This is a genomic window from Dyadobacter bucti (genome assembly GCF_005869225.1).
GTDB classification, from domain to species: domain Bacteria; phylum Bacteroidota; class Bacteroidia; order Cytophagales; family Spirosomataceae; genus Dyadobacter; species Dyadobacter bucti.
In genome coordinates this window covers 608,512-628,788 of record NZ_SWFP01000003.1, presented here as the reverse complement: position 1 = coordinate 628,788, position 20,277 = coordinate 608,512, and the positions used below count along the sequence as shown (strand labels likewise).

The 20,277-nt window shown below is 44.4% G+C and carries 21 protein-coding genes; 7 read left to right on the top strand and 14 right to left on the bottom strand.

All coding sequences use genetic code 11. The annotated features are described in order from the left end of the window. Window positions 1–75 precede the first annotated feature (75 nt). From FBF61_RS12680 to FBF61_RS12665, 4 genes are all read right to left on the bottom strand, one after another. Window positions 76–1,788 carry a D-alanine--D-alanine ligase family protein gene (locus tag FBF61_RS12680; RefSeq protein WP_138477582.1) on the bottom strand — a complete coding sequence of 571 codons (1,713 nt, stop codon included), beginning with the start codon at window positions 1,786–1,788 and terminating at the stop codon, window positions 76–78. A gap of 170 nt (window positions 1,789–1,958) precedes the next feature. Next, complete coding sequence (locus FBF61_RS12675) at window positions 1,959–2,216, bottom strand: NifU family protein (RefSeq protein ID WP_138477581.1); 258 nt, start codon at window positions 2,214–2,216, stop codon at window positions 1,959–1,961. A gap of 73 nt (window positions 2,217–2,289) precedes the next feature. After that, entirely contained in the window at window positions 2,290–3,396 is a 1,107-nt protein-coding gene (locus FBF61_RS12670) for an Mrp/NBP35 family ATP-binding protein (protein ID WP_138477580.1), read from the bottom strand. A 119-nt stretch (window positions 3,397–3,515) separates the two neighbouring features. After that, window positions 3,516–4,517 (bottom strand): GSCFA domain-containing protein, encoded by a 1,002-nt coding sequence (locus FBF61_RS12665; protein WP_138477579.1) that lies wholly within the window; start codon window positions 4,515–4,517, stop codon window positions 3,516–3,518. A gap of 127 nt (window positions 4,518–4,644) precedes the next feature. Here FBF61_RS12665 and FBF61_RS12660 point away from each other — a divergent pair, with 127 nt between their 5' ends. From FBF61_RS12660 to FBF61_RS12645, 4 genes are read left to right on the top strand one after another with little or no spacing between them, the layout of a single operon-like run. Next, on the top strand, window positions 4,645–5,082 hold the full coding sequence (locus FBF61_RS12660; protein WP_138477578.1) for a DUF6934 family protein: 438 nt from the start codon (window positions 4,645–4,647) through the stop codon (window positions 5,080–5,082). Then, complete coding sequence (locus FBF61_RS12655) at window positions 5,079–5,294, top strand: hypothetical protein (RefSeq protein ID WP_138477577.1); 216 nt, start codon at window positions 5,079–5,081, stop codon at window positions 5,292–5,294. The genes FBF61_RS12660 and FBF61_RS12655 overlap by 4 nt, the downstream gene beginning before the upstream one ends. Continuing rightward, window positions 5,287–6,123, top strand: coding sequence for a glycoside hydrolase family 16 protein (locus FBF61_RS12650; RefSeq protein ID WP_138477576.1), 837 nt, complete (start codon window positions 5,287–5,289; stop codon window positions 6,121–6,123). Before FBF61_RS12655 ends, FBF61_RS12650 begins: the two co-directional genes overlap by 8 nt. A 35-nt stretch (window positions 6,124–6,158) precedes the next feature. Next, window positions 6,159–7,931, top strand: a complete 1,773-nt coding sequence (locus FBF61_RS12645) for a DNA polymerase III subunit gamma/tau (protein ID WP_138478117.1) — start codon at window positions 6,159–6,161, stop codon at window positions 7,929–7,931. 1 nt (window position 7,932) lies between these two features. Here FBF61_RS12645 and coaE read toward each other — a convergent pair whose 3' ends face one another. From coaE to nusB, 6 genes are all read right to left on the bottom strand, one after another. After that, complete coding sequence (coaE, locus tag FBF61_RS12640; RefSeq protein ID WP_138477575.1) at window positions 7,933–8,538, bottom strand: dephospho-CoA kinase; 606 nt, start codon at window positions 8,536–8,538, stop codon at window positions 7,933–7,935. A gap of 9 nt (window positions 8,539–8,547) precedes the next feature. Further along, window positions 8,548–9,240 carry a YbbR-like domain-containing protein gene (locus FBF61_RS12635; RefSeq protein WP_229215022.1) on the bottom strand — a complete coding sequence of 231 codons (693 nt, stop codon included), beginning with the start codon at window positions 9,238–9,240 and terminating at the stop codon, window positions 8,548–8,550. Between the two features lie 49 nt (window positions 9,241–9,289). Next, a complete protein-coding gene (gene yajC / locus FBF61_RS12630) occupies window positions 9,290–9,592 on the bottom strand; it encodes a preprotein translocase subunit YajC (RefSeq protein WP_138477574.1) in 303 nt (100 codons plus the stop codon). A 60-nt stretch (window positions 9,593–9,652) separates the two neighbouring features. Further along, the gene (locus FBF61_RS12625; protein WP_138477573.1) at window positions 9,653–10,093 is read right to left on the bottom strand and encodes a DUF1573 domain-containing protein; all 441 of its coding nucleotides are present in this window, start codon (window positions 10,091–10,093) and stop codon (window positions 9,653–9,655) included. Between the two features lie 9 nt (window positions 10,094–10,102). Continuing rightward, the gene (locus tag FBF61_RS12620; protein ID WP_138477572.1) at window positions 10,103–10,405 is read right to left on the bottom strand and encodes a YtxH domain-containing protein; all 303 of its coding nucleotides are present in this window, start codon (window positions 10,403–10,405) and stop codon (window positions 10,103–10,105) included. A 137-nt stretch (window positions 10,406–10,542) separates the two neighbouring features. Beyond that, complete coding sequence (nusB, locus tag FBF61_RS12615; protein WP_138477571.1) at window positions 10,543–11,709, bottom strand: transcription antitermination factor NusB; 1,167 nt, start codon at window positions 11,707–11,709, stop codon at window positions 10,543–10,545. Between the two features lie 231 nt (window positions 11,710–11,940). Between nusB and FBF61_RS12610 the strand changes: the two genes are divergently transcribed. Then, entirely contained in the window at window positions 11,941–13,722 is a 1,782-nt protein-coding gene (locus FBF61_RS12610) for an ABC transporter ATP-binding protein (RefSeq protein ID WP_138477570.1), read from the top strand. 8 nt (window positions 13,723–13,730) lie between these two features. Here FBF61_RS12610 and FBF61_RS12605 read toward each other — a convergent pair whose 3' ends face one another. Together FBF61_RS12605 and FBF61_RS12600 are read right to left on the bottom strand one after the other, a co-directional pair. Then, complete coding sequence (locus FBF61_RS12605; RefSeq protein ID WP_138477569.1) at window positions 13,731–14,327, bottom strand: 2OG-Fe(II) oxygenase; 597 nt, start codon at window positions 14,325–14,327, stop codon at window positions 13,731–13,733. A gap of 75 nt (window positions 14,328–14,402) precedes the next feature. Beyond that, the gene (locus tag FBF61_RS12600) at window positions 14,403–15,164 is read right to left on the bottom strand and encodes a LexA family transcriptional regulator (protein WP_138477568.1); all 762 of its coding nucleotides are present in this window, start codon (window positions 15,162–15,164) and stop codon (window positions 14,403–14,405) included. A 133-nt stretch (window positions 15,165–15,297) separates the two neighbouring features. Here FBF61_RS12600 and dinB point away from each other — a divergent pair, with 133 nt between their 5' ends. Then, the gene (dinB, locus tag FBF61_RS12595; protein ID WP_138477567.1) at window positions 15,298–16,527 is read left to right on the top strand and encodes a DNA polymerase IV; all 1,230 of its coding nucleotides are present in this window, start codon (window positions 15,298–15,300) and stop codon (window positions 16,525–16,527) included. A gap of 27 nt (window positions 16,528–16,554) precedes the next feature. On the opposite strand, the gene FBF61_RS12590 is transcribed toward dinB, so the two are convergent. Both FBF61_RS12590 and FBF61_RS12585 read right to left on the bottom strand, forming a co-directional pair. Beyond that, the gene (locus tag FBF61_RS12590; RefSeq protein ID WP_138478113.1) at window positions 16,555–16,854 is read right to left on the bottom strand and encodes a HigA family addiction module antitoxin; all 300 of its coding nucleotides are present in this window, start codon (window positions 16,852–16,854) and stop codon (window positions 16,555–16,557) included. Window positions 16,855–16,865: 11 nt separating this feature from the next. Then, window positions 16,866–17,147 (bottom strand): type II toxin-antitoxin system RelE/ParE family toxin, encoded by a 282-nt coding sequence (locus FBF61_RS12585; protein WP_138477566.1) that lies wholly within the window; start codon window positions 17,145–17,147, stop codon window positions 16,866–16,868. Between the two features lie 59 nt (window positions 17,148–17,206). On the opposite strand from FBF61_RS12585, the gene FBF61_RS12580 reads away from it, so the two are divergent. After that, window positions 17,207–20,167 (top strand): DNA polymerase III subunit alpha, encoded by a 2,961-nt coding sequence (locus tag FBF61_RS12580; protein WP_138477565.1) that lies wholly within the window; start codon window positions 17,207–17,209, stop codon window positions 20,165–20,167. The last annotated feature ends 110 nt before the right edge of the window (window positions 20,168–20,277 follow it).

Sequence of the window (20,277 nt, the reverse complement as noted above, 5' to 3'; positions counted from 1 at the left end):
ACAATTTAAAAAAACAGGTTTGCAAAAACAGGATGACCGGAGAAAAATAATAAAGCCACAATTGCCTGTTTAAAATCACAAAACCGCTTCCAGCGCATTCACATCCGAATATATATCTACTTTGTACGATACATTCCCGGCGTAAAATGCTGTGAGCGCAGCAGCTTTCTGCGAGGTTTCAGTAAGCAACGGATGCCTTTCGGCGCGAACCAGGTTTTCGACATCCGCAACATATTCCTTGAACATCAATGGATTGGTAAGCTTGTAATATTTGCCATCCTCAGAATGTAAAACCGGCACCGGCACTGACTTTCCTTCCGCATTAAGGCGCCCATACTGCATTCTCGCGGCAGCATACTGCTCGTCTGTCGATTCAAAAACGATCAGTTTTGAAGGCTTTTCTATTGATTGATGTGCATTTATCTTTTTATCCAAATCTGCGAGCAGGCCGCGCAACTGCCATGTATTTTTCCCTGTCCGTATCCTTTCCCGGACCGATTGTCTGATCAGGTAGGTCAAAGCCTGGGTCACGTTCAATCCTATTTCCGCCATTTGTTTAAAAATGAACGATGTAGGCGACATGCCCGGGATTGTATTAGGGTCATGCAACAAAATCGTGCCGTCTTCTGTGAGGAAGCCGTCAATTCTTACACAAACATTAATACCAAGCTGCTGAAAGACTTCCGCAATTACCTGCTGTATTTCCTGGTTTTTTTCAAGGGAAGTATCAACCGGAATGCGTTTGCGGCTGGCTCCGGGCTTGTATTTGGCATTAAAGTCAAAAACCTGGACCATTTTCACTACTTCGCTTGGCGGAAGGGCCAAGGGTTTTCCGTCGTCGAACTGGATACATCCGCATGAAAACTCCTGTCCGTTTATAAATTCTTCTATCAAAACCTGATCTTCGGCATTTAAACTACTGATCACAGCGACCTCACTTTCTTTTGAAAAATAAGCGTCAAGATCTTTGATTAAATCTGCCGGGTGATAAATGGTCTTACTGGAAAAGACAACCGGAAAGCCGATTCCTTCATCCAGATTAGCTATTTTTTGCCCCCAAGCTTGTTTTTGAGCATAATCAAATGATTTCCAGGTGGAACCTTCCAGTTCGATCTGAAAAAAACACTGGTTTACTGCTGCCACAAATTCTTCGAGGGAATCATCTTTTACTATGGCTACTCCTATCGAAGACCCCTGATGCGGCGCCTTTATGACCAGCGGGAGCCCCAAATGCTTTTTCAGCACCTGAAAAAGAATCGGATATTCACGTGGAATCCACTGATCATAGCGAAGTGTCCAGCTTTTCTTTTGCTGGTTGTTGACCAGCTCAATCATATCGTTCTGCAGAATCTTGTCGATCCCCACCGCCGACCCCATGATACCCGGGCCACTGTAAGGGATTCGGTACCATTCCAGAAGCCCTTGAATCGCTCCGTCCTCGCAGTCGGGGCCATGCATAGCAAGAAAAGCAAAATCAAAATGGTTTTTAAAATCTGGAGGAGAAAGAAGAGTGCCCGTTTCCGAGGGGACAGGCTCACCGGCAAGCCCGGGATGTGATTCTATGTATGTCTTGAAGCCATCGTATGCATTGCTAGCAGGATAAAAATCCCTTATTTCACCCGAATACATCAGTTCTTTTTCGAGCAAAATAAAGCGCCCGAAACTATCCACGAAAACCGGGACAGGCTCGAAAAGCGTTTTATCCAAATACTCAAAAGCTGTTTTCCCGCCTGCAAATGAAATTTCCCTTTCGCGGGAAGGGCCTCCAAAAAAAATTCCGATACGCATATTTAAGATCCTGATAAATGCATTCAAATCATAGCCGCAATATAAGGTTCTAAATGAGATGAATCAATTTCTCCCCGGGATGCGCCGATATTTTTAAACAAAAAGCAGCTTCCCTGTAAGGAAAACTGCTTTTTATATAAAATAAGCTACAAATACCTTTAACAAGGTAATCAGGCCAGTGCGGGTACATTAACGGCAACTACGCTTGCAACGTACGGAACAGCCTTGCGGATTGATTCTTCAAGGCCGGCCCGGAAAGTCATTGCACTCATAGGGCAGCTCTGGCAAGATCCCTGCAATTCGAGTTTTACAATGAAATCGTCCGTTAATTCAACTAGTTTCACATCACCACCATCTGCATGCAAATAGGGACGTACCGACTCGAGCGCCTGCTCGATAAGTTCTATTGTTTTTTCTTTTGAGTCCATTATTAAAAAATTCTATTCGCTAAGATGCAAGAATATAATCAAAAAATCAAATCATTACGCTACTTGCTGCCGGTTAGAGCTGGATTTCAACAGGCCTCGTTCTATCTTTCGAGGCGTTCCTGATCGCCACCTGCTGCGCCAGTGACTCTGCCGCGTCCCTGAAAGCATCGTTTACAATCGGGTTCACATCCATCACCGCAGGCCGCCCTTCGTCACCCGCCTCACGGATTCCCTGCACCAATGGTATCTGGCCCAAAAGCGGGACATCAAACTTGTCGGCCAGCGACTGACCTCCTCCTTTGCCAAAAATATGGTAACGATGATCCGGCAACTCTTCCGGCGTAAACCAGGCCATATTTTCAATGATACCGAGGATCGGCACATTGATCTGCGGCTGCCTGAACATTGCCAGACCTTTGGTAGCATCTGCCAGCGCTACTTTTTGGGGAGTTGTAACAATTACGGCACCTGTCACCGGCACAGTTTGTACCAATGTAAGATGTATGTCGCTTGTTCCCGGAGGAAGGTCTATCAACAGATAGTCAAGCTCACCCCAGTCGGTATCCGCAAAAAACTGTTTCAAAGCCTGGCTCGCCATCGGGCCCCTCCACACGATCGCACTTTCCGGTGGGGTCAAAAAGCCGATTGATATGATCTTAATACCGTATTGCCGGATCGGATTAATATAGTTTTTACCGTCTCTGGGAGTAATCGTAGGCTGCATGTTTTCCGCACCAAACATCACGGGCATGGAAGGCCCGAAGATATCGGCATCGATAATCCCGACCTTCGCTCCCGAACGGTGCAGCGCCATCGCAAGGTTGGCCGTAACCGTAGACTTGCCCACTCCGCCTTTCCCCGAGGAAATTGCAATGACGTTCTTTACTCCCGGGATTAAGGGACCTGTTTGTCGGGTAGAGGTAACGTTTGCAGTCAGTTTGATAATAACCTCAACATCCGGACTCAAATGTTCGTGAATTGCGGCTTCGCAATTTCTCCGGATCAGTTCTTTCAACGGGCAGGCCGGGGTTGTCAGAACTACCGTAAATCTTACCTGATTTACACCGATTTCGATATCCTGGATCATTCCCAGCGTCACCAGATCTTGTTTAAGATCAGGTTCCTCCACATTGCTTAATGCCTGTAAAACTTTTTCCTTATTAATTGTAAATTCTCCCATTGTACTGGTTATGGGCACTTATAAGAGGTGTTCATTTCGCCAAAAACCCTCAATGCCAATACTTTTTCTTAAATTTTATATCCTGAATTATGCAACACAAAATTAACCTAATGAGTTTGTCAGGAGGCTGGAAATTCTCCGATTCTCCTTTCTATCTCGATCAGCTCCGTCGAAACATCCAGATTTTGAGCGATACCATTCAGCCTGGTTTCCAACGTTTTCAGCAGTTTAAGCTGGCTTTCGGTTTTTCCGTGCAAGGTTCTGTGATTCATCATCTGGCGTATTGCATCCCATTCCTTCATCAAAGCGAGCGACGGGGTATCAATAAACGCCTGTGCAAAAGCATTGAATATAAATGCTTCCGAGAGGGTATTGGGATGAATGAGGTCCTCCTCATAAAACCGGTAATCGCGCAGCTCATCGACCATGATTTCGTACGAAGGAAAGTATTCCACCTGCTTATATTTTTCCGACAACCTGTGGCACACCAGCCGCAGCGTCGATTTACTTACCTGATTGAGCGGCAAAGTATCCCGCGTATGCCTTACCGGGCTCACAGTGAGCACAATACGAAGGTTTCGCCGGAAGGATTGCAGTTTTTGCAACAAATTTTCAAAAGCAATCCCGATCTGATCCGGGTGCAGCAATTCTTTTACAAAACGGTCGCCTGGTAATTTATGACAGTTGCCTACAATGAGATTGGTCTGGCGATGCCGGTACGCATAAGCAGTTCCCATCGTGATTACCAGCACGTCCGCTTCATTCAGAAACCGTTTTATTCTGCTAAGCTTCTCAATGATCTGATTTTCCAACTCCGTTTTGCTCATACCCCATTGAGAAGAATGAAAATCGTGGTGCAGCCAGATATGATCTGCATTTTCCAGAAACAAAGAAGGATTTGGCATCCTTCCTCCGAGAGCGGAATCCAGGACCCTGGCAATCGCCAAGGGGTTAAATACCGTTCCCACGGGATTATTGAGGACCGGAAATTTACAATCACCCAGCTGCTTTCCGAGCACATCCGCAAAGCAGGACCCGATTGTAAGTATTTTGGATTGATGATTGATCTTCCATTCCGGCGGAACAATGCTGACTTCGGTACTTAATTTAAATTGCTTCATTATACCCTTGATGTGCGGTACCACAAAATTAGCAGGAAATAGCTAGTTGAGCACGATGGAGCGATTTCTAAAGTTTAAGGGAAATCGTTAAGTTTGGTTTATCTGACACACACTTATATTTGATACAATGCAAGAAGAGTCCTACCCTTTTACGTGTTCCCGCCAAGAATTTCGTTATAAATTTGTTAGCGTAAGTGAGTGGAAGAAGATCAATAAAATCGTTCTGTTTACTCAAATAACTGATGGCAATAGTTATAGCTTGGCATTGTTTGACATTCTCGAAGATGGATTAGCAAGTGCTTCCGTGGAGAGCAATAACGGTGACGAACGGTTAGTTTTGGCTACTGTAATAAAGATCATTGACCATTTTTTAAGTGTCAAACCAGACTGTCTGGTTATTTTTAGGGGCAGTGACGCACGTCGTCATAGGCTATACAGGGTTGTTATAACTCGCGAACTGCCGGATTTATCAAAAACATTTCAGGTTTATGGAATAATAAGGGATAAATCATTCCGATTCAAATCAAATGGATTGTATGAATTTTATATGATTAGAAAATTATGAAAAAAAGGCACATTTATCCTGACCAGCCCTGGCTAACCGGCGAACAGGTTATGGAGAAAAAGATAGCTGAGATAACTGAATTAGTTTCCAGACTTGACCTTTCAAATCTGGACAAACCCTATGACCAAATTCCCACAGGACCGGACGAGGACATCGAAGTGTTAGAAAATCCAATTTTAGGTAAACAACCGTCCAGACAACCACATGACTAAATTCATTTTAGCGACCGCATTACTTATACTCCCTGCGGCAATAGTTTGCTGTGCGCAACCGGCGGATAGTGTAAACAACCAGTACCAGTTCGCCACGACGCCAACTTGGCAGGACGAATTCAACTACACAGGCAAGCCCGATCCTGAAAAGTGGAACTATGACCTGGGCGATCATGGCTGGGGAAATAATGAGCTGGAAAACTATACAGATAAACCGGAAAATGTCCGGGTAGAAAACGGGCATTTGGTTATTGAAGTCAAAAAAGAAACTTCCGGCAAGCAGAATTACAGTTCCGCTAGGCTGGTATCAAAAGGGAAAGGTGATTTTCTGTACGGGAAATTTGAGATTAAAGCGCGGTTGCCGAAAGGCAGGGGCACCTGGCCCGCTATCTGGATGCTCGCTAGTGAAAAAAATTACGGCAACAAAGGCTGGCCCGATAATGGAGAGATCGATATCATGGAACATGTCGGTTTTGACCAGAACCGCGTGCACGGAAATATCCATACGAAGGCCTTCAATCATGCGATCAAAACGAATAAAGGGAATAACGTCCTGATTGACAATGTGTCGGACGAATTTCATGTTTATTCCTGCGAGTGGACGCCCTCGAGTGTTTCCATTCTTATCGACGGCAAGGCATTTTTTACATTCACCAAAGAACCGTCCTACCAATGGGCGGAATGGCCTTTTGACAAACCTTTTCATCTTTTGTTAAACATTGCCGTAGGAGGCAACTGGGGAGGCCAAAAGGGTGTGGATGACAGCATTTTCCCTCAAAAAATGGAGGTCGATTACGTACGCGTTTATCCATTAACTGAGAAAAAGTAACTTTGAAATTCCAGTGCATGGAAGTATCTTGCACCATGGATAACTTTGTTGTTTCGGCCAGAAAATACCGTCCGGTCACTTTCGATTCGGTGGTAGGCCAATCACACATCACTACTACATTAAAAAACGCGATCCGCACCAATCACCTGGCGCAGGCTTTCCTTTTTTGCGGCCCGAGGGGAGTCGGAAAAACAACTTGTGCGCGGATTCTGGCCAAAACTATCAACTGTCAAAACCTTGGAGACGACGTTGAAGCATGCGGAGAATGCGAGTCTTGTGTGAGTTTTCAGAATAATGCATCATTCAATATTCACGAACTTGATGCGGCCTCCAATAATTCGGTTGAAGATATCAGGAACCTGATCGATCAGGTTCGTTATCCTCCCCAGACCGGGAAATACAAAATCTATATCATTGATGAGGTTCACATGCTTTCTCAGGCGGCGTTCAACGCATTCCTGAAAACTTTGGAGGAACCACCCGGATATGCCATTTTCATCCTGGCAACTACTGAAAAGCATAAAATCCTGCCCACGATCCTCTCGCGCTGCCAGATTTTCGATTTTAACCGTATACAGCCAAAGGATATCGCTTATCACCTGGCTGATATTGCAAAGAAAGAAGGAATTGAAACTGAAAAAGAAGCTTTGGAATTGATCGGCCAAAAAGCAGACGGCGGTCTTCGGGACGCGCTTTCGATGTTCGACCTTAATGTCACTTTTTCGACGGACAATTTCCTCACCTATGCAGCAGTGCTGGAAAACCTGCACATTCTCGATTACGACTATTATTTCAAGATCACAGATGCTCTGACCGCCGGTAGCGTGGCCCGGTCGCTCGTGCTTTTTGATGAAATTTTGAGAAAGGGTTTTGATGGACATTTGTTTGTGGTCGGTTTGCTGGAACATTTCCGTAATCTGCTCGTATGTAAAGATCCCGCGACGGTGACGCTCCTGCAGGTTTCTGAGTCGGCTGAACTGAAATACCAGCATCAGTCTGCGGTTTCCGACATGAGCTTTTTACTTTCAGCCCTGAGCGTAGCCGGCCAGTGTGATATTAATTACAAATCAGCCAAAAACCAGCGGTTGCATGTTGAGCTCTGCCTCATGAAACTCGCCAATTTGCCCAACGTCCTTCAACTTAATTCCCTTGCAGCCGTTGATGAAACGGCAAAAAAAAAAGTTGAGCCCCAACCCGAACGAATAAATCCTGAGGCTGGAAGGCCGGTTGAGACAAAAGTAAACGGCACAAATAATTCAAACGGGGATGCATATCCCCCGCCTGCCCAACCTGCTGCTCAGACCACTCCGGCGTCAACGCGCCTCCGGAGCACCATGCCGCTTATTCCCACCGCACCTGTTACAGCAAATCAGACTGTAAAAGAATTAGTCGACACGCAGCAAAATGATGATCCCGGTACTCTTGAAAAAAATATACGTAAAGAAGAACTGACTTTTGAAACACTACAGACAGTCTGGTATGAATTTGCCGAAAAAAGAAGGCAATCAGGGAACTCCACTACCGAGGAAATTACGCTGAGAAGAGAGTTCAAACTTCAGGGAACGACCATTGAAATTGCGCTTGATAATACTCACCAGCTGGAAGCGGTACAAAATGTGAGATATGAGCTCCTTAGCTACATAAAAAGCAGGATTAATGCACCCAGACTGGACATTAATCCTCGTGTAGCTCCTCAGGAAGTAAACAGGCTTCCCTATACACCTGCAGAGAAATTCAATTATATGGCGGAGAAAAACCCTTACTTACTGGAATTGAAACAGGCTTTGGGATTGGATGTGGACTTCTAGGTCAGGCCAGACGGCTTTTTTTAAAAAGCTCATGGAGTTCTAAAACCTGTGGGATCAAGGCAGAAGTTTCATCATTTTCTATCGTAAAATCGGCGATTTTTTTACGTTCTTCATCGGATACCTGTTTATGGATAATCGCCCGGATTTCTTCTTCACTCCTGCTGTCCCGATGTAAAATTCGCTGAATTCTCAGTTCAACCGGCGCATGAACTACTACCACATAATCCAGATTGTTTCCAACTCCCGCCTTGTTCATAATAGCTGCTTCCTTGATCAGATAAGGTGAATCAGCGTTTTCCGCTACCCAGTTTTCTGTATCTGCAAGTACAGCAGGATGAACAATCGCATTGAGATTTTTAAGCAATTGTTCATTGTTAAAAACGACAGACGCAACAAATTTCCGGTCGTAAAAACCTTCGCTATCATAAGATTCCGGCCCAAGCAAAGCAATAACTTTTTCCCGGATTCCGGGGTCGTGGTTGGTAAGCCATTTTGCACGATCGTCTGCGTTGTAAACCGGTATTTCCAGGCACGAAAACAGCCGGCACACAACACTTTTACCCGAACCAATACCGCCTGTTATACCGATCAGAAGAGGTTTTGACATAGAACCGGGTTACTGGGAAATATCGATCAGGTATTGAGCAACCTCAAAACTAATGTAAACGTCCCGATGGCTTACCTCTACTAATGGAGACACAGGCAAAGGGATCGGGAGGCTTTCGTCGTAGTTATTCTGGATCTTGGGCGTAGGTACCGAAACCCGTATTGTGTCCGGGTATGAAGCAATGAGCGATACCGGTCCGTCGACTGAGATCAATGAAGGAGAGACGTTAATGATGCTAGATATCACATAGCCGTCCCGGATATTAATAGCTGCACTGTCCACCCTGATCGGAATGATCTTGCTGATCTTCCTTTCGAAATTAAGCTCAAAAGTATCGGACACGACATAGTTGACGTGCAGGTCCGGGAAAAGCTCGGTGATCTGATCAGTGAGCGTCGTTGAATTGATGAAACTGGCTTTATTCGGATTCAACACTTTGTAAACCACCGGAAGTGCATTGAAATTCAGCCAGGATTTCTGAAGCAGGCTCCACCCGTCGCCGGAGACATTCACAGAAATTCTCTTCGGCAAAGGCTGCATGGGTACGAAAGACGAGTTATCGTACTCAATGGCCAGCGGGTAATTGAGCTTAATCGAATAATTATCTTTATTCAATACATTCATCAACCAAAAAAAAGAAGCTGCCAAAATGCATCCCAGGAAAGTCTTGATCTTATTTTGGCCTGACGGTACTTTATCCACAATAAAAATTTAAAATTGCAGACATCAAAAAAATGTATGCTGTTAATAATTATCCTGCAATGGTACGCGAGATCGCCGATTTTTCGACTGTTAACTTCACGCCTTTGTCCAGCTCCAATGTAACGGTGGCTTCCTCTACTGTATAAATCCGCGCGTGAATTCCCCCTATCGTGACAACCTGATCTCCTTTTTTAAGGTTACCAAGAAGTTCTTTTTGCTCTTTCTGTTTCTTTTGCTGCGGACGTATCATGAAAAAATAAAATACCCCGATGATACCAACCCACATAATGACCTGATAAATCATGGCTTCGTTACCGCCTGCTGCTGCTTGTGCTAAGAGAGAAAAATTCATTGTAATAGATGGATTAGTAAGATACTGAACCTTATGAAGGGTTGTTTAAAATAAACGAGACTAATTTTTAGTCACCGGCTTTGCTTCGGTATTCACGATGCCTTTTAACCTTAATTCTGAATATTCAGGTTCCGTGTTGGCATAAACAGTGATGGTCTTCACTTGTGGCCCCGATTTGTTTTTAGTATCAAAACGTACTTTGATACTTGAAGTTTCATCAGGTCCGATCGGTTCTTTCGGCCACTCAGGCGTTGTGCATCCGCAGGAAGAAGTTATATTATTCAATATCAGCGGATATCCTCCGTCATTCCGGAATTTGAAATCGTGTTCTACTATTTCGCCTTCTTTCACAGTACCAAAATCGTAAGACGAACTGTCAATCAAAGCAAAAACAGGCATTTTTCCATCTGCCTGTTTTGCTTCTTCTGTATTCTTAACCTTGGAGCAATTGGAAAAAGTCAAGGCGATTCCCAACAATACACACACGGATATTCTTTTCATATCAATAAATCAATTGGACTGACCTTTGATCTGTGCCATCAGGCGATCCACATCTTCGAGTAGCTTTTCCGCCTTTTCACGGGCATCATTTACCACACGTTCTCCTTCCGTTCTTGCATAACTGTCCGGCTGGTCTTTTTTATCAACCATATCCTGAACAACCTCCTGAAGTTTCTCCCGATATTTGGAAAGCCTGTAAGTCAACTGCGTACGAAGCACCTCGCCTTTGTCAGGTGCGTAAAGTATACCCAAAGCCGCACCGGTGGCACACCCGGTTAAAAATGCAATTAAACTGTTACTGGTTTTACTCATGACTTTTATAGTTTTAGCTGTTGCGATGGCTATCAGCTCTTTGTTGATATTTTAATAGCTTCTCAAAAATTATTCCATGTCACGAACCTGAGCAACTTCTCCGTCTACCTCTGTACCCTATATCCTGTGCCTGGGTATCATTTATTATCGATCAGACCTCTTCCGCTTTTTCTGATAACACCTTCTTTTGCCAGTTTGACAGACAGAACGTCCAATACACCATTAACAAACTTACCGCTTTTTGGTGTACTGTACCTTTTTGCTATTTCGATAAATTCATTGATCGTTACTTTCACAGGGATCCCAGGGAAATGAATTAATTCCGCAAGTGCCGTTTTGAGAATAATGAGATCTACAAGTGCGATCCTGTCCAGTTCCCAGTTCTTCAATTGGTCATCAAGATACACATCGTACTGGTCGCTTTCGGCCACTACAATCCTGCACAACTCTTCTACAAAAAAACGATCCTCTTCCCAATCTTTCGTTAAAGGCGCCAGTTGAAAAGTATGGCTGCTATCTGCCGACTTCAGAGTTTTGATCGCCAGGCTCCGGATCAGTTCGCTGTGATCGTCCCAATAAAGATCGCGCTGCTCGAGATACTCCAGGGGGATCTCATGTTTAAGGATGACCTGCCTTAGAATATACTGTACGATAGCTTGGTCTTCTTCCACCGTATGTGTGGTTTCCCTGCAATAGGCCTCATATTCTTTGTCTTTTCTGAGTGCCTCCCGGTAAATTTTCCGGACCAGGTTCATTTCATTGCTCCATGTAATCCCACTCCTGATAATCTCGTCTCCCAATGTCTTGTCTTCCAAGAGCACTTTGATGACGCGGTTGGTGTCCAATCCTGAGTCCTTCGGAAAAGGCAGTTCGGGATCGTCATATCTTCTCTCCCTATCGATTTTCGCCTGGTGGGCCAGTTCTGTCAGCAGTGATAAAACTCGGATAAAATCTACATGAATGGATTCGGTTTCGTTCAGAACGCGTCTGACCATTTTTTCGCTATCGGAATTGGTCTGACGGCTGTAAGCTTGAAATGCGCTTCTGGCAACATTTATAACTTTTTCGGGAAGCTCCTCATCCTCTCCCGGCTTTCCATTCTTGATAAATTCATCAAGTGTGATCCCGGCCAGCCTTTTCATCCCTGAAAGTTTCTGACGATCCTGAAATTCCATGGAGTTGAGATCCGGGGCAAAAGCTTCGTCAATGTTGTCCAATGCCAGCAAACGGTTAGCATCCGCAGTAAGTTGACGGGCATAAAGCGCCTGAACGGCTTTTGTTCTTAATAATCTTCTATTCAGCATAAGCCGGAATAATAATTGGATAATAAGGTACAGTAAATCAAAGAACGTGTCTGCATGTGAGCAAGGACATGCCCTGCACTTTTAGTTTAAATTGACCGCAAAATTAGACTATTTTGTTTAGAATCGAAAAAATGAAATGCCGCCTTTTAATTTTGCAACGTTTTAAACCGATAGGATGTTGATAAGTTTACGTCACGCCACAACATCGAAAATCTTAAAGATCTGTAATAAGTGAAAGCACTGAAGTACCTCAACCAGTACTTATGGAAATACAAATGGTACCTGATCCTCGGAACCGTTTTTACAATTATTTCTAACCTTTTTGGCATTATACCCGCCCAGCTCGTGCGTTACGCCCTTGACCTGGTCATCGAAACACTTGATCTGTACTATCTCTTCAAAGGTGCTTCCCTGCAGAATGAAATGTATGACATTTTTGCTTTCAGCATTCTGCTTTACGGGTTGCTTATCCTGCTGATGGCTTTGCTAAAAGGAATTTTTCTCTTTCTTGTCCGGCAAACGATTATCGTAATGTCCAGGCATATTGAGTTTGACCTCAAAAACGACATTTACAGCCATTATCAGACTTTACCAGCCAGCTTTTTCCGCCGCCACAATACCGGCGACCTTATGGCCCGTATTTCGGAAGATGTGAGTAATGTGAGGATGTACGTGGGGCCTGCGCTGATGTACGGCATTAACCTTATCGTGCTGTTTTTCCTGGTGATTTCTTACATGCTTTCGGTAAGTACCAAGCTCACATTGTACGTGTTGCTGCCATTGCCTGTACTTTCTGTGAGTGTCTATATTGTGAACAGCATGATTATGGAACGCTCGCAGGCAATACAAAAACAGTTATCGGGACTTTCGACCTATGTTCAGGAAGCGTTTTCCGGGATAAGGGTGATCAAATCTTTTGTCCAGGAAAATCACTCGTTTTCTAATTTCCGGAAAGAAGCGGAAGATTTCAAGGAAAAGTCTCTCAGTCTTACCAAGGTTGATGCTTTTTTCTATCCGATTATTCTTCTGTTGATCGGTCTGAGCAATATTCTGGTTATTTACATTGGCGGAAATGAAATCATCAATGGAAATTTGACCCCTGGCAACATTACCGAGTTTATCTTATATGTCAACATGCTGACCTGGCCCGTTATGGCGCTGGGATGGACCACCAGCCAGATCCAGCGTGCAGCCTCCTCTCAAAACAGGATCAACGAATTTCTGGATGAGAAAACAACTTTAACTTCTGAAAAAAATCTGATCAAACCACTCGAAGGAGCAATTTCTTTCCGGAATGTAGGCTTTGTATATCCTGACTCGGGAATTCAGGCTTTGCACCATTTCGACCTCGAAGTGAAACAAGGCGAATCGGTGGCGATCCTGGGTACAACTGGTTCCGGAAAAAGCACTCTGGCACATCTGATGTGCCGCCTTTATGATCCTACGGAAGGAGAGATTCTTATTGATCATATTCCGCTGAAAGACTACGATGTACATGCTTACCGCAGGCAGATCGGCTACGTCCCGCAGGATGTATTCTTATTCTCCGACACTATTGAAAACAATGTGCGGTTTGGAACTGCAGATATGCCTTTTGACAGCATTGAGCAGGCTGTAAAAGATGCTGACCTTTACAATAATGTCAAAGATTTCCCGCAAGGTTATGAAACTATGCTGGGCGAAAGGGGCATCACGCTTTCAGGTGGACAAAAACAAAGGCTTTCCATTGCAAGGGCCATAGCCCGCGATCCGAAAATTCTGGTGCTCGACGATTGTCTTTCAGCTGTCGATACAAACACTGAAAATATTATCCTTAATAACATGAAACGGATCATGGATCAAAGGACATCCGTGATCATCTCACACCGCGTTTCATCCGCTAAGCTAGCAGACAAAATCGTAGTTCTTGACGAAGGAAAAATTGTTGAGCAGGGAACGCACGTAGAACTTATGGCCCTCAATGGAGCTTATAAGGAATTGTATGAGAAGCAATTGGTTGCGGAAGAGGTGTGAGTTTATACCTATGCCCGGTGTATCCAGCAGTTCACGGCAAATCTCCAGTCTTTAAATTCAACGCCCTGAGCCATGACAGGCAGTACTTCATGAAGGGCAAAGGACGGAAAAGCTAACAATGAATTATTTTCGGGCTCGATTTCTTTCGGTTCATCATTTCCTTTACCGAAAGGCATGGTATGCAAAAGCAAATTCCCTCCTTCAAATTTTTTCGGCTGGCTGTGCAAGTAATAAACGGCACTGATGATCCTTGGCTTCTCGGTATGATGATGAACAGTTGTGTCTATATGCGCCGTAAAAAGTGCCCCGTCGCCGTGTGCAGCTAGCTCCACTTCTATCTCACCTACTTCAAACGGAGTGATTTTTAGTTGCTCGGTCATTTGAGGGATGATCTGCCCAATATGCTCTTTAATAATCTCCCGATATGGCCCTAAATCGTATAAAATCTTAGATACTCGGGAGTTAGCGACGACACCAACACCGTTTTTGTTGACTTTAGAAGGTTGGAAGTCAGCAGACTTGCTAATTCCATAAGCTAATATTTCTTGACTTAGAGCATCGCTTAAAAAATTATGAACATGCATGTATGGAAATAGTGTGGCCATTGATGATGCGGAATTAGTTGAAAATAAATCTTCCTTCCTACAAATTTATCTTTTAAAGTCTGATTCGCAAACCAGTTATTTTGCCATTTTCCTCACCTCTTCCTTCAGTTCTCTCATCTCTTGATGCAGGCTGTGCAGGCTTACCTGCTGCGTATCTGCCTCTGGATCGAATGTCAATTTGCTGTTGACCTGCCATAGCTCCCTGATTTCAGCCTGATCGATGCGGATCGGGGCGTATTCCGGGTTGAGGGAAATGAGATTGATAAAGTCGCCTGCACTTTCTTTTTTTATCTTTTTCACCAAAATACTATCGGCCGTAACCACTACATACATAGGCTTACTATTGATACTTTCCAAATTATCCACCGCCTTCCCTACGATCCATTCTCCTGAGTTCAAAGCAGGCAGCATACTGTCTCCATCCACCTGGAATCCACGAAACGTTGCATTACGATACTCAGGCAATGGAATGGTAAAAGCAGGCAGGCTTTCAAACCATTTTGTATCACCCAGGTTATGAGGGTAGCCGGCCGCTGCCTTTGCATTGACCAACACAATATTCTCTTTGCCCGTGTTATCAACCGTGACGACAGCCGGGCTTACTGATATATGACCTGCCCGCAGGTATTTCTGTGAACTTTCGCCAAAAAGCCAGAGCGGGTTGATATGATATTTTTTTAGAAGCTCTTTGACAACCTGCCCAGGAATACGCGTCCGCCCTCTTTCAATGTCGGCCGTAGTTACACTCACCCCCAATTCCTCAGCAAACGCAGACTGCGTCAGGTTCAGTTCTTCCCGTATTTGTTTGAAACGTTTGAACTCCTCTTCAATGGGCATAATCAGATCAGTTTTTATCTAACTCCTTTACAATCTCAAATATAAAATTTTTTTTGGAATATTTCCTTTTAATTCATGGATCATATCCATAAATTTGGAGTAAATCCATAAGTTCGTAAAAATTCCTAATACAATGGATCGCACGATTTTACATTTCGACCTTGATACCTTTTTTGTTTCGGTGGAAAGGAAGCTTGATTCCCGCCTTGACAACAAACCGGTTTTGGTGGGTGGCACCGGAGACCGGGGTGTGGTAGCGGCATGCAGTTATGAAACCCGTCGTTATGGGGTGCATTCAGGGATGCCAATGAAAATGGCGAGAAATTTGTGCCCGGAGGCCACAGTGATACGCGGAAATGCCAGCACTTATTCGGAACATTCAAAAGTAGTGACGGAGATCATCAGGGAGACTGTCCCTGTTTTTGAAAAGGCCAGTATCGATGAATTTTATGCGGATCTGTCGGGTATGGATAAATTTTTCAACTGTTTTAGTATGGCTAATGAGCTTCGGGACCGTATCATCCGGGAGACCAGTCTCCCTATTTCTTTCGGGCTGTCTACCAATAAACTGGTTTCGAAAGTAGCTACCGGGGAAGCGAAACCCAATAACCGGCTGAAAGTGGATGCCGGAAACGAAAAGACGTTTCTGGCCCCAATGCGTATCCAAAAAATCCCGATGGTTGGAGACAAAACAAACCAGCTCCTGGATAATCTGGGTATCCGTTATGTAAAAACGATCCAGGAAATGCCGATGGAAATGATGGCCAAAGTACTGGGCAAAAACGGCATCGCACTTTGGAACCGCGCGAACGGCAGAGATGATTCCCCTATCGTCCCGTTTCACGAACGCAAATCGATTTCCAACGAGCGTACATTTGGAAAAGATACCGGGGACGTGAAAAGAATAAGGGAAATGATCCGGGCTATGGGAGAGAATCTGGCTTTTCAGCTCAGGAACGGGCAAAAATTGACTTCTTGTGTTTCTGTCAAAATCCGCTATTCCGATTTTAACACATTTTCAAGACAGCTGAAAATACCCTACACCTCCGCCGATCATATACTGATTCCGCATATTGAGCGGCTGTTTGATCAGCTATACAACCGGAGAATGATGGTACGTCTGGTAGGGGTGAATTTCAGTGATCTCGTCACGGGCAACTATCAGATCAATATGTTTGATGATACAGAGGAAAAACTGAACCTGTATATGGCCATGGATTACATCCGGAACAGATACGGCACCGACGACCGCGGGAATTCAATTCTGAGCTGGGGCACAACGCTGGACATTCCCAACATTTCAAGCATGGGTAACCCTTTCAACGGCGATCCACCCGTGATACCCGCGCATAGAAATGCCTAGTTCCGGACATAAAAATCCCTCCGCTCATCAAGCTGCCTGATTCTGCAATGATATTATATCATTTAACTCTTGAAAAATAAGATGCTGTTCCTCTTCCAAATCAAAGTCATCCTGCAACCCAAGCCAAAATTTAGGTGTGGTGCCAAAGTATTTACTGAATCGCAAAGCGGTATCTGCGGTAATTCTCCTCCGCCCTTTTATGATCTCGCTTACCCGGGTTTGGGGAATAGCCGTGTCCTTCGCCAGTTTGTAAGCAGAAATTCCCAGGGGTTTCAGGAACTCCTCCAACAAAACTTCCCCCGGATGAATGTTACTTAATTTTTCCATTTCATTATTCATTAATGGTAATCTATGATACTGACTTCCGAAGCATTTCCCTCCTGCCACTTAAAAACGATCCGCCATTGATCATTTATCCGGATACTATAAAACTCCTTCATATTCCCTGAAAGTTTCTCTAGTCGATTGGAGGGTGGAATACGAAGATCAGTTAGCGTCTGAGAGTTATTCAGCATCCTGAGTTTTCTTCTGCCGACCTCCTGAACTTCATTTGGCAGTTTACTTACCCTTTCTCCCTGCCAGATTTTCTCAGTGTCCTTTGAAGAAAAATCAATGATCATATCGTAGTGCGTTAGTAACGTTAAAAGTAAGTATTAGGTTTCTTTTTTCCAAAAAAATCATGTTACTCAATTGTCATTCTTTTTTTAGTCTCCGCTACGGCACAATACCGGAGGAAGAGCTCCTTAAAATGGCCAAGGAAAACGGTTACAGGTGTATTGCGCTGACCGATATCAACAATACTTCCGGCTGTTTGAATTTTATTCGCACTGCGCCTAAGTATGGCATCAAGCCCATCGTCGGGATTGATTTTCGTAACGGAATTCAGCAGCAATTTGTAGGTCTGGCGAAAAACAACGCTGGGTTCCAAGAATTGAACACATATTTGTCTGGCCACTCACATATAAAAGAGAACTTTCCGGACCAGGCACCCGCATTGCAAAATGCCATTTTCATTTATCCTTTTGAAAAACTGACCCAGTCCAAAAAGGATGAATTTGCTGATAACGAATACATCGGAATTTCTACCCGTGATCTTACAAGGATCAGGTTTTCTCCGTTGTTCAGGCACGTCGATAAACTGGTGATCATGCAGCCTGTCAGTTTTCGGCATAAAAAAGATTTCAACACGCACCGATTATTGAGGGCCATTGATGAAAATACGCTATTGAGCAAATTAAGTGGGTTGGATACGGCAGAAGAAACCGAACAAATAATACCATTGGTGACCCTTAAAGAGCATTTCAAGAGTTTTGACAAGATCATTTATAATACCGAAAAACTGATGGAAGAATGTGAAATCCGTTTCAGTTTCGGGGACAACAGACAACATCAGAATCTGAAGGTTTTTGGGAAAAACAAGGCGGACGATTACCAACTCATCCGAAAACTGACCTACGAGGGAATAGGTTACAGATACGGAGATAGTGTAAATGATGCGATTTTCGACAGAATTTCCACCGAACTCGAATTGATCGAAAATCAAAATTATATCCCCTTCTTTCTTGTCAATCATGATATTGTCCGGTATGCACGGCACAAAGGATATTATTATGTCGGCCGGGGAAGCGGCGCAAACAGTATCGTCGCGTATCTGCTGAACATAACGAACGTCGATCCGATCGAGCTTGACCTGTATTTTGAAAGGTTCATGAACCTGCACCGCAAAAACCCGCCGGATTTTGATATTGATTTTTCATGGAGAGACCGGGAGGATGTCACACAATACATTTTTGATACATACGGAAAAAATGGGCAGGCATCGCTGCTTGCCACCTACAGTACATTCCAGCATAGTGCTGCGGTACGGGAATTAGGGAAAGTTTTTGGACTGCCTGCCTATGAAATCGATGCATTGAGCGACGGTAAATACGACCGCCAAAAGCTGGATCAGTTTTCAGGTCTTGTGATCAAGTATGCCGACTATTTGCAGGAAAACAATCAACCCAATCATTTAAGCATACACGCCGGCGGAATCCTGATTTCCGAACGTCCGATCAATTATTTCACTGCTACGGACCTGCCTCCGAAAGGTTTCCCGACGACCCAATTTGACATGCTGATCGCTGAAGATGTGGGGCTGAACAAATACGACATCCTCGGTCAGCGGGGGCTCGCCAAGATCAAAGAGACTTTGGACGTGATCCGCTACAACCGTCCGGACGCGCCTGAATTTGATATCGATGACGTGAAAAAATTTAAAACCGATCCGAAAATCAATGATCTGATCAGACAGGCCCAATGTATCGGTTGTTTTTATGTGGAATCTCCCGCGATGCGTATGCTGCTGAAAAAACTGGCGGTAGATAATTACCTTGGACTGGTTGCCGCGAGCTCCATTATCCGCCCTGGAGTCGCTAAAAGCGGTATGATGCGTGAATATATTCTGCGGCATCAGGACGAAGAGAGGCGAAAAGACGCGCATCCGATTCTACTGGAACTGATGCAGGAAACCTATGGGATCATGGTTTATCAGGAGGATGTGATCAAAGTTGCCCATTATTTCGCGGGATTGACACTGGGCGAAGCGGATGTGATCAGACGCGGGATGAGTGGAAAATTCAGGGGCCGTGACGAATTTGAACGGGTTAAGGAAAAGTATTTCAGCAATTGTCAGGCCAGGGGTTATGCCCCGCAGACAGCGCGGGACATCTGGAACCAGATCGCAAGTTTCGCCGGCTATGCTTTCGCCAAGGGACATTCTGCCTCCTATGCTGTGGAAAGCTATCAGACCCTTTTTTTGAAGGCATACTATCCTTTGGAGTATATGGTGGCCGTTTTGAACAATGGCGGCGGCTTTTATGGACCGGAACTATATGTGCACGAGGCGAGAATGCTCGGGGCAAATGTATTGGCACCATGCATTAACCATAGTGAGGCGGATACGATCATCAGGGGAAAAGACATTTATTTGGGTTTCGGATTTCTGAATGAAATTGAAGAGAAAACGATTGAAAAAATTCTGGCAGCAAGAGTGGAAGCAGGAGAATTTACTTCTCTGAATAACTTTCTGGACCGCGTGGCGATCTCCATCGAACAGATCACGATCCTGATCCGCATCAATGCCTTCCGTTTTACAGGGATCGACAAAAAAACATTGCTCTGGAAGGCGCACTTCTGGATCAATAAAAGCCCGAAAGTTCCTCAGAAACAATTGTTTCACACCGATGTCAAGGACTTTGAATTACCAACATTTCATTCTTCCCAAATCGACGATGCCTATGACCAGATAGAATTGCTTGGTTTTCCCCTATGCAGTCCTTTCTCGATGGTGAAAGAGGGATTACCGCAAAGTGTGATGTCGAAAGACCTGTATAAATATGTCGGCGAACATGTGGTACAATATGGTTATCTGGTAGCGACCAAAAATACCCGGACCGCAAAAGGAGAAGTGATGCATTTCGGCACGTTTCTGGATCAGGAAGGCCAATTTATCGACACCGTCCATTTTCCACCGGTAGCAGCAAGATACCGGTTTACCGGAAAAGGAGTTTATAAAATATGTGGAAAAGTGACGGAAGAGTTCGGTTTCCTGACTTTGGAAGTTACGGAAATGGTCAGAATGGATTCCGCAGGCAGATAGTTTTCAAATCGCCCGTCCAACTACACGCATATAGAAATTATAAAATTCATCAAGCCCTTAAAACATTATCGCCAGTTTTTGGGAATCGTGATCTTTCCAGATATATTTCG

Bases quoted from the DNA above. Each gene is read 5' to 3' on its own strand.
- FBF61_RS12680 (WP_138477582.1), bottom strand. From the start codon at position 1,788: ATGCGTATCGGAATTTTTTTTGGAGGCCCTTCCCGCGAAAGGGAAATT.
- FBF61_RS12675 (WP_138477581.1), bottom strand. From the start codon at position 2,216: ATGGACTCAAAAGAAAAAACAATAGAACTTATCGAGCAGGCGCTCGAG.
- FBF61_RS12670 (WP_138477580.1), bottom strand. From the start codon at position 3,396: ATGGGAGAATTTACAATTAATAAGGAAAAAGTTTTACAGGCATTAAGC.
- FBF61_RS12665 (WP_138477579.1), bottom strand. From the start codon at position 4,517: ATGAAGCAATTTAAATTAAGTACCGAAGTCAGCATTGTTCCGCCGGAA.
- FBF61_RS12660 (WP_138477578.1), top strand. From the start codon at position 4,645: ATGCAAGAAGAGTCCTACCCTTTTACGTGTTCCCGCCAAGAATTTCGT.
- FBF61_RS12655 (WP_138477577.1), top strand. From the start codon at position 5,079: ATGAAAAAAAGGCACATTTATCCTGACCAGCCCTGGCTAACCGGCGAA.
- FBF61_RS12650 (WP_138477576.1), top strand. From the start codon at position 5,287: ATGACTAAATTCATTTTAGCGACCGCATTACTTATACTCCCTGCGGCA.
- FBF61_RS12645 (WP_138478117.1), top strand. From the start codon at position 6,159: ATGGATAACTTTGTTGTTTCGGCCAGAAAATACCGTCCGGTCACTTTC.
- coaE (WP_138477575.1), bottom strand. From the start codon at position 8,538: ATGTCAAAACCTCTTCTGATCGGTATAACAGGCGGTATTGGTTCGGGT.
- yajC (WP_138477574.1), bottom strand. From the start codon at position 9,592: ATGAATTTTTCTCTCTTAGCACAAGCAGCAGCAGGCGGTAACGAAGCC.
- FBF61_RS12625 (WP_138477573.1), bottom strand. From the start codon at position 10,093: ATGAAAAGAATATCCGTGTGTGTATTGTTGGGAATCGCCTTGACTTTT.
- FBF61_RS12620 (WP_138477572.1), bottom strand. From the start codon at position 10,405: ATGAGTAAAACCAGTAACAGTTTAATTGCATTTTTAACCGGGTGTGCC.
- nusB (WP_138477571.1), bottom strand. From the start codon at position 11,709: ATGCTGAATAGAAGATTATTAAGAACAAAAGCCGTTCAGGCGCTTTAT.
- FBF61_RS12605 (WP_138477569.1), bottom strand. From the start codon at position 14,327: ATGGCCACACTATTTCCATACATGCATGTTCATAATTTTTTAAGCGAT.
- FBF61_RS12600 (WP_138477568.1), bottom strand. From the start codon at position 15,164: ATGCCCATTGAAGAGGAGTTCAAACGTTTCAAACAAATACGGGAAGAA.
- dinB (WP_138477567.1), top strand. From the start codon at position 15,298: ATGGATCGCACGATTTTACATTTCGACCTTGATACCTTTTTTGTTTCG.
- FBF61_RS12590 (WP_138478113.1), bottom strand. From the start codon at position 16,854: ATGGAAAAATTAAGTAACATTCATCCGGGGGAAGTTTTGTTGGAGGAG.
- FBF61_RS12585 (WP_138477566.1), bottom strand. From the start codon at position 17,147: ATGATCATTGATTTTTCTTCAAAGGACACTGAGAAAATCTGGCAGGGA.
- FBF61_RS12580 (WP_138477565.1), top strand. From the start codon at position 17,207: ATGTTACTCAATTGTCATTCTTTTTTTAGTCTCCGCTACGGCACAATA.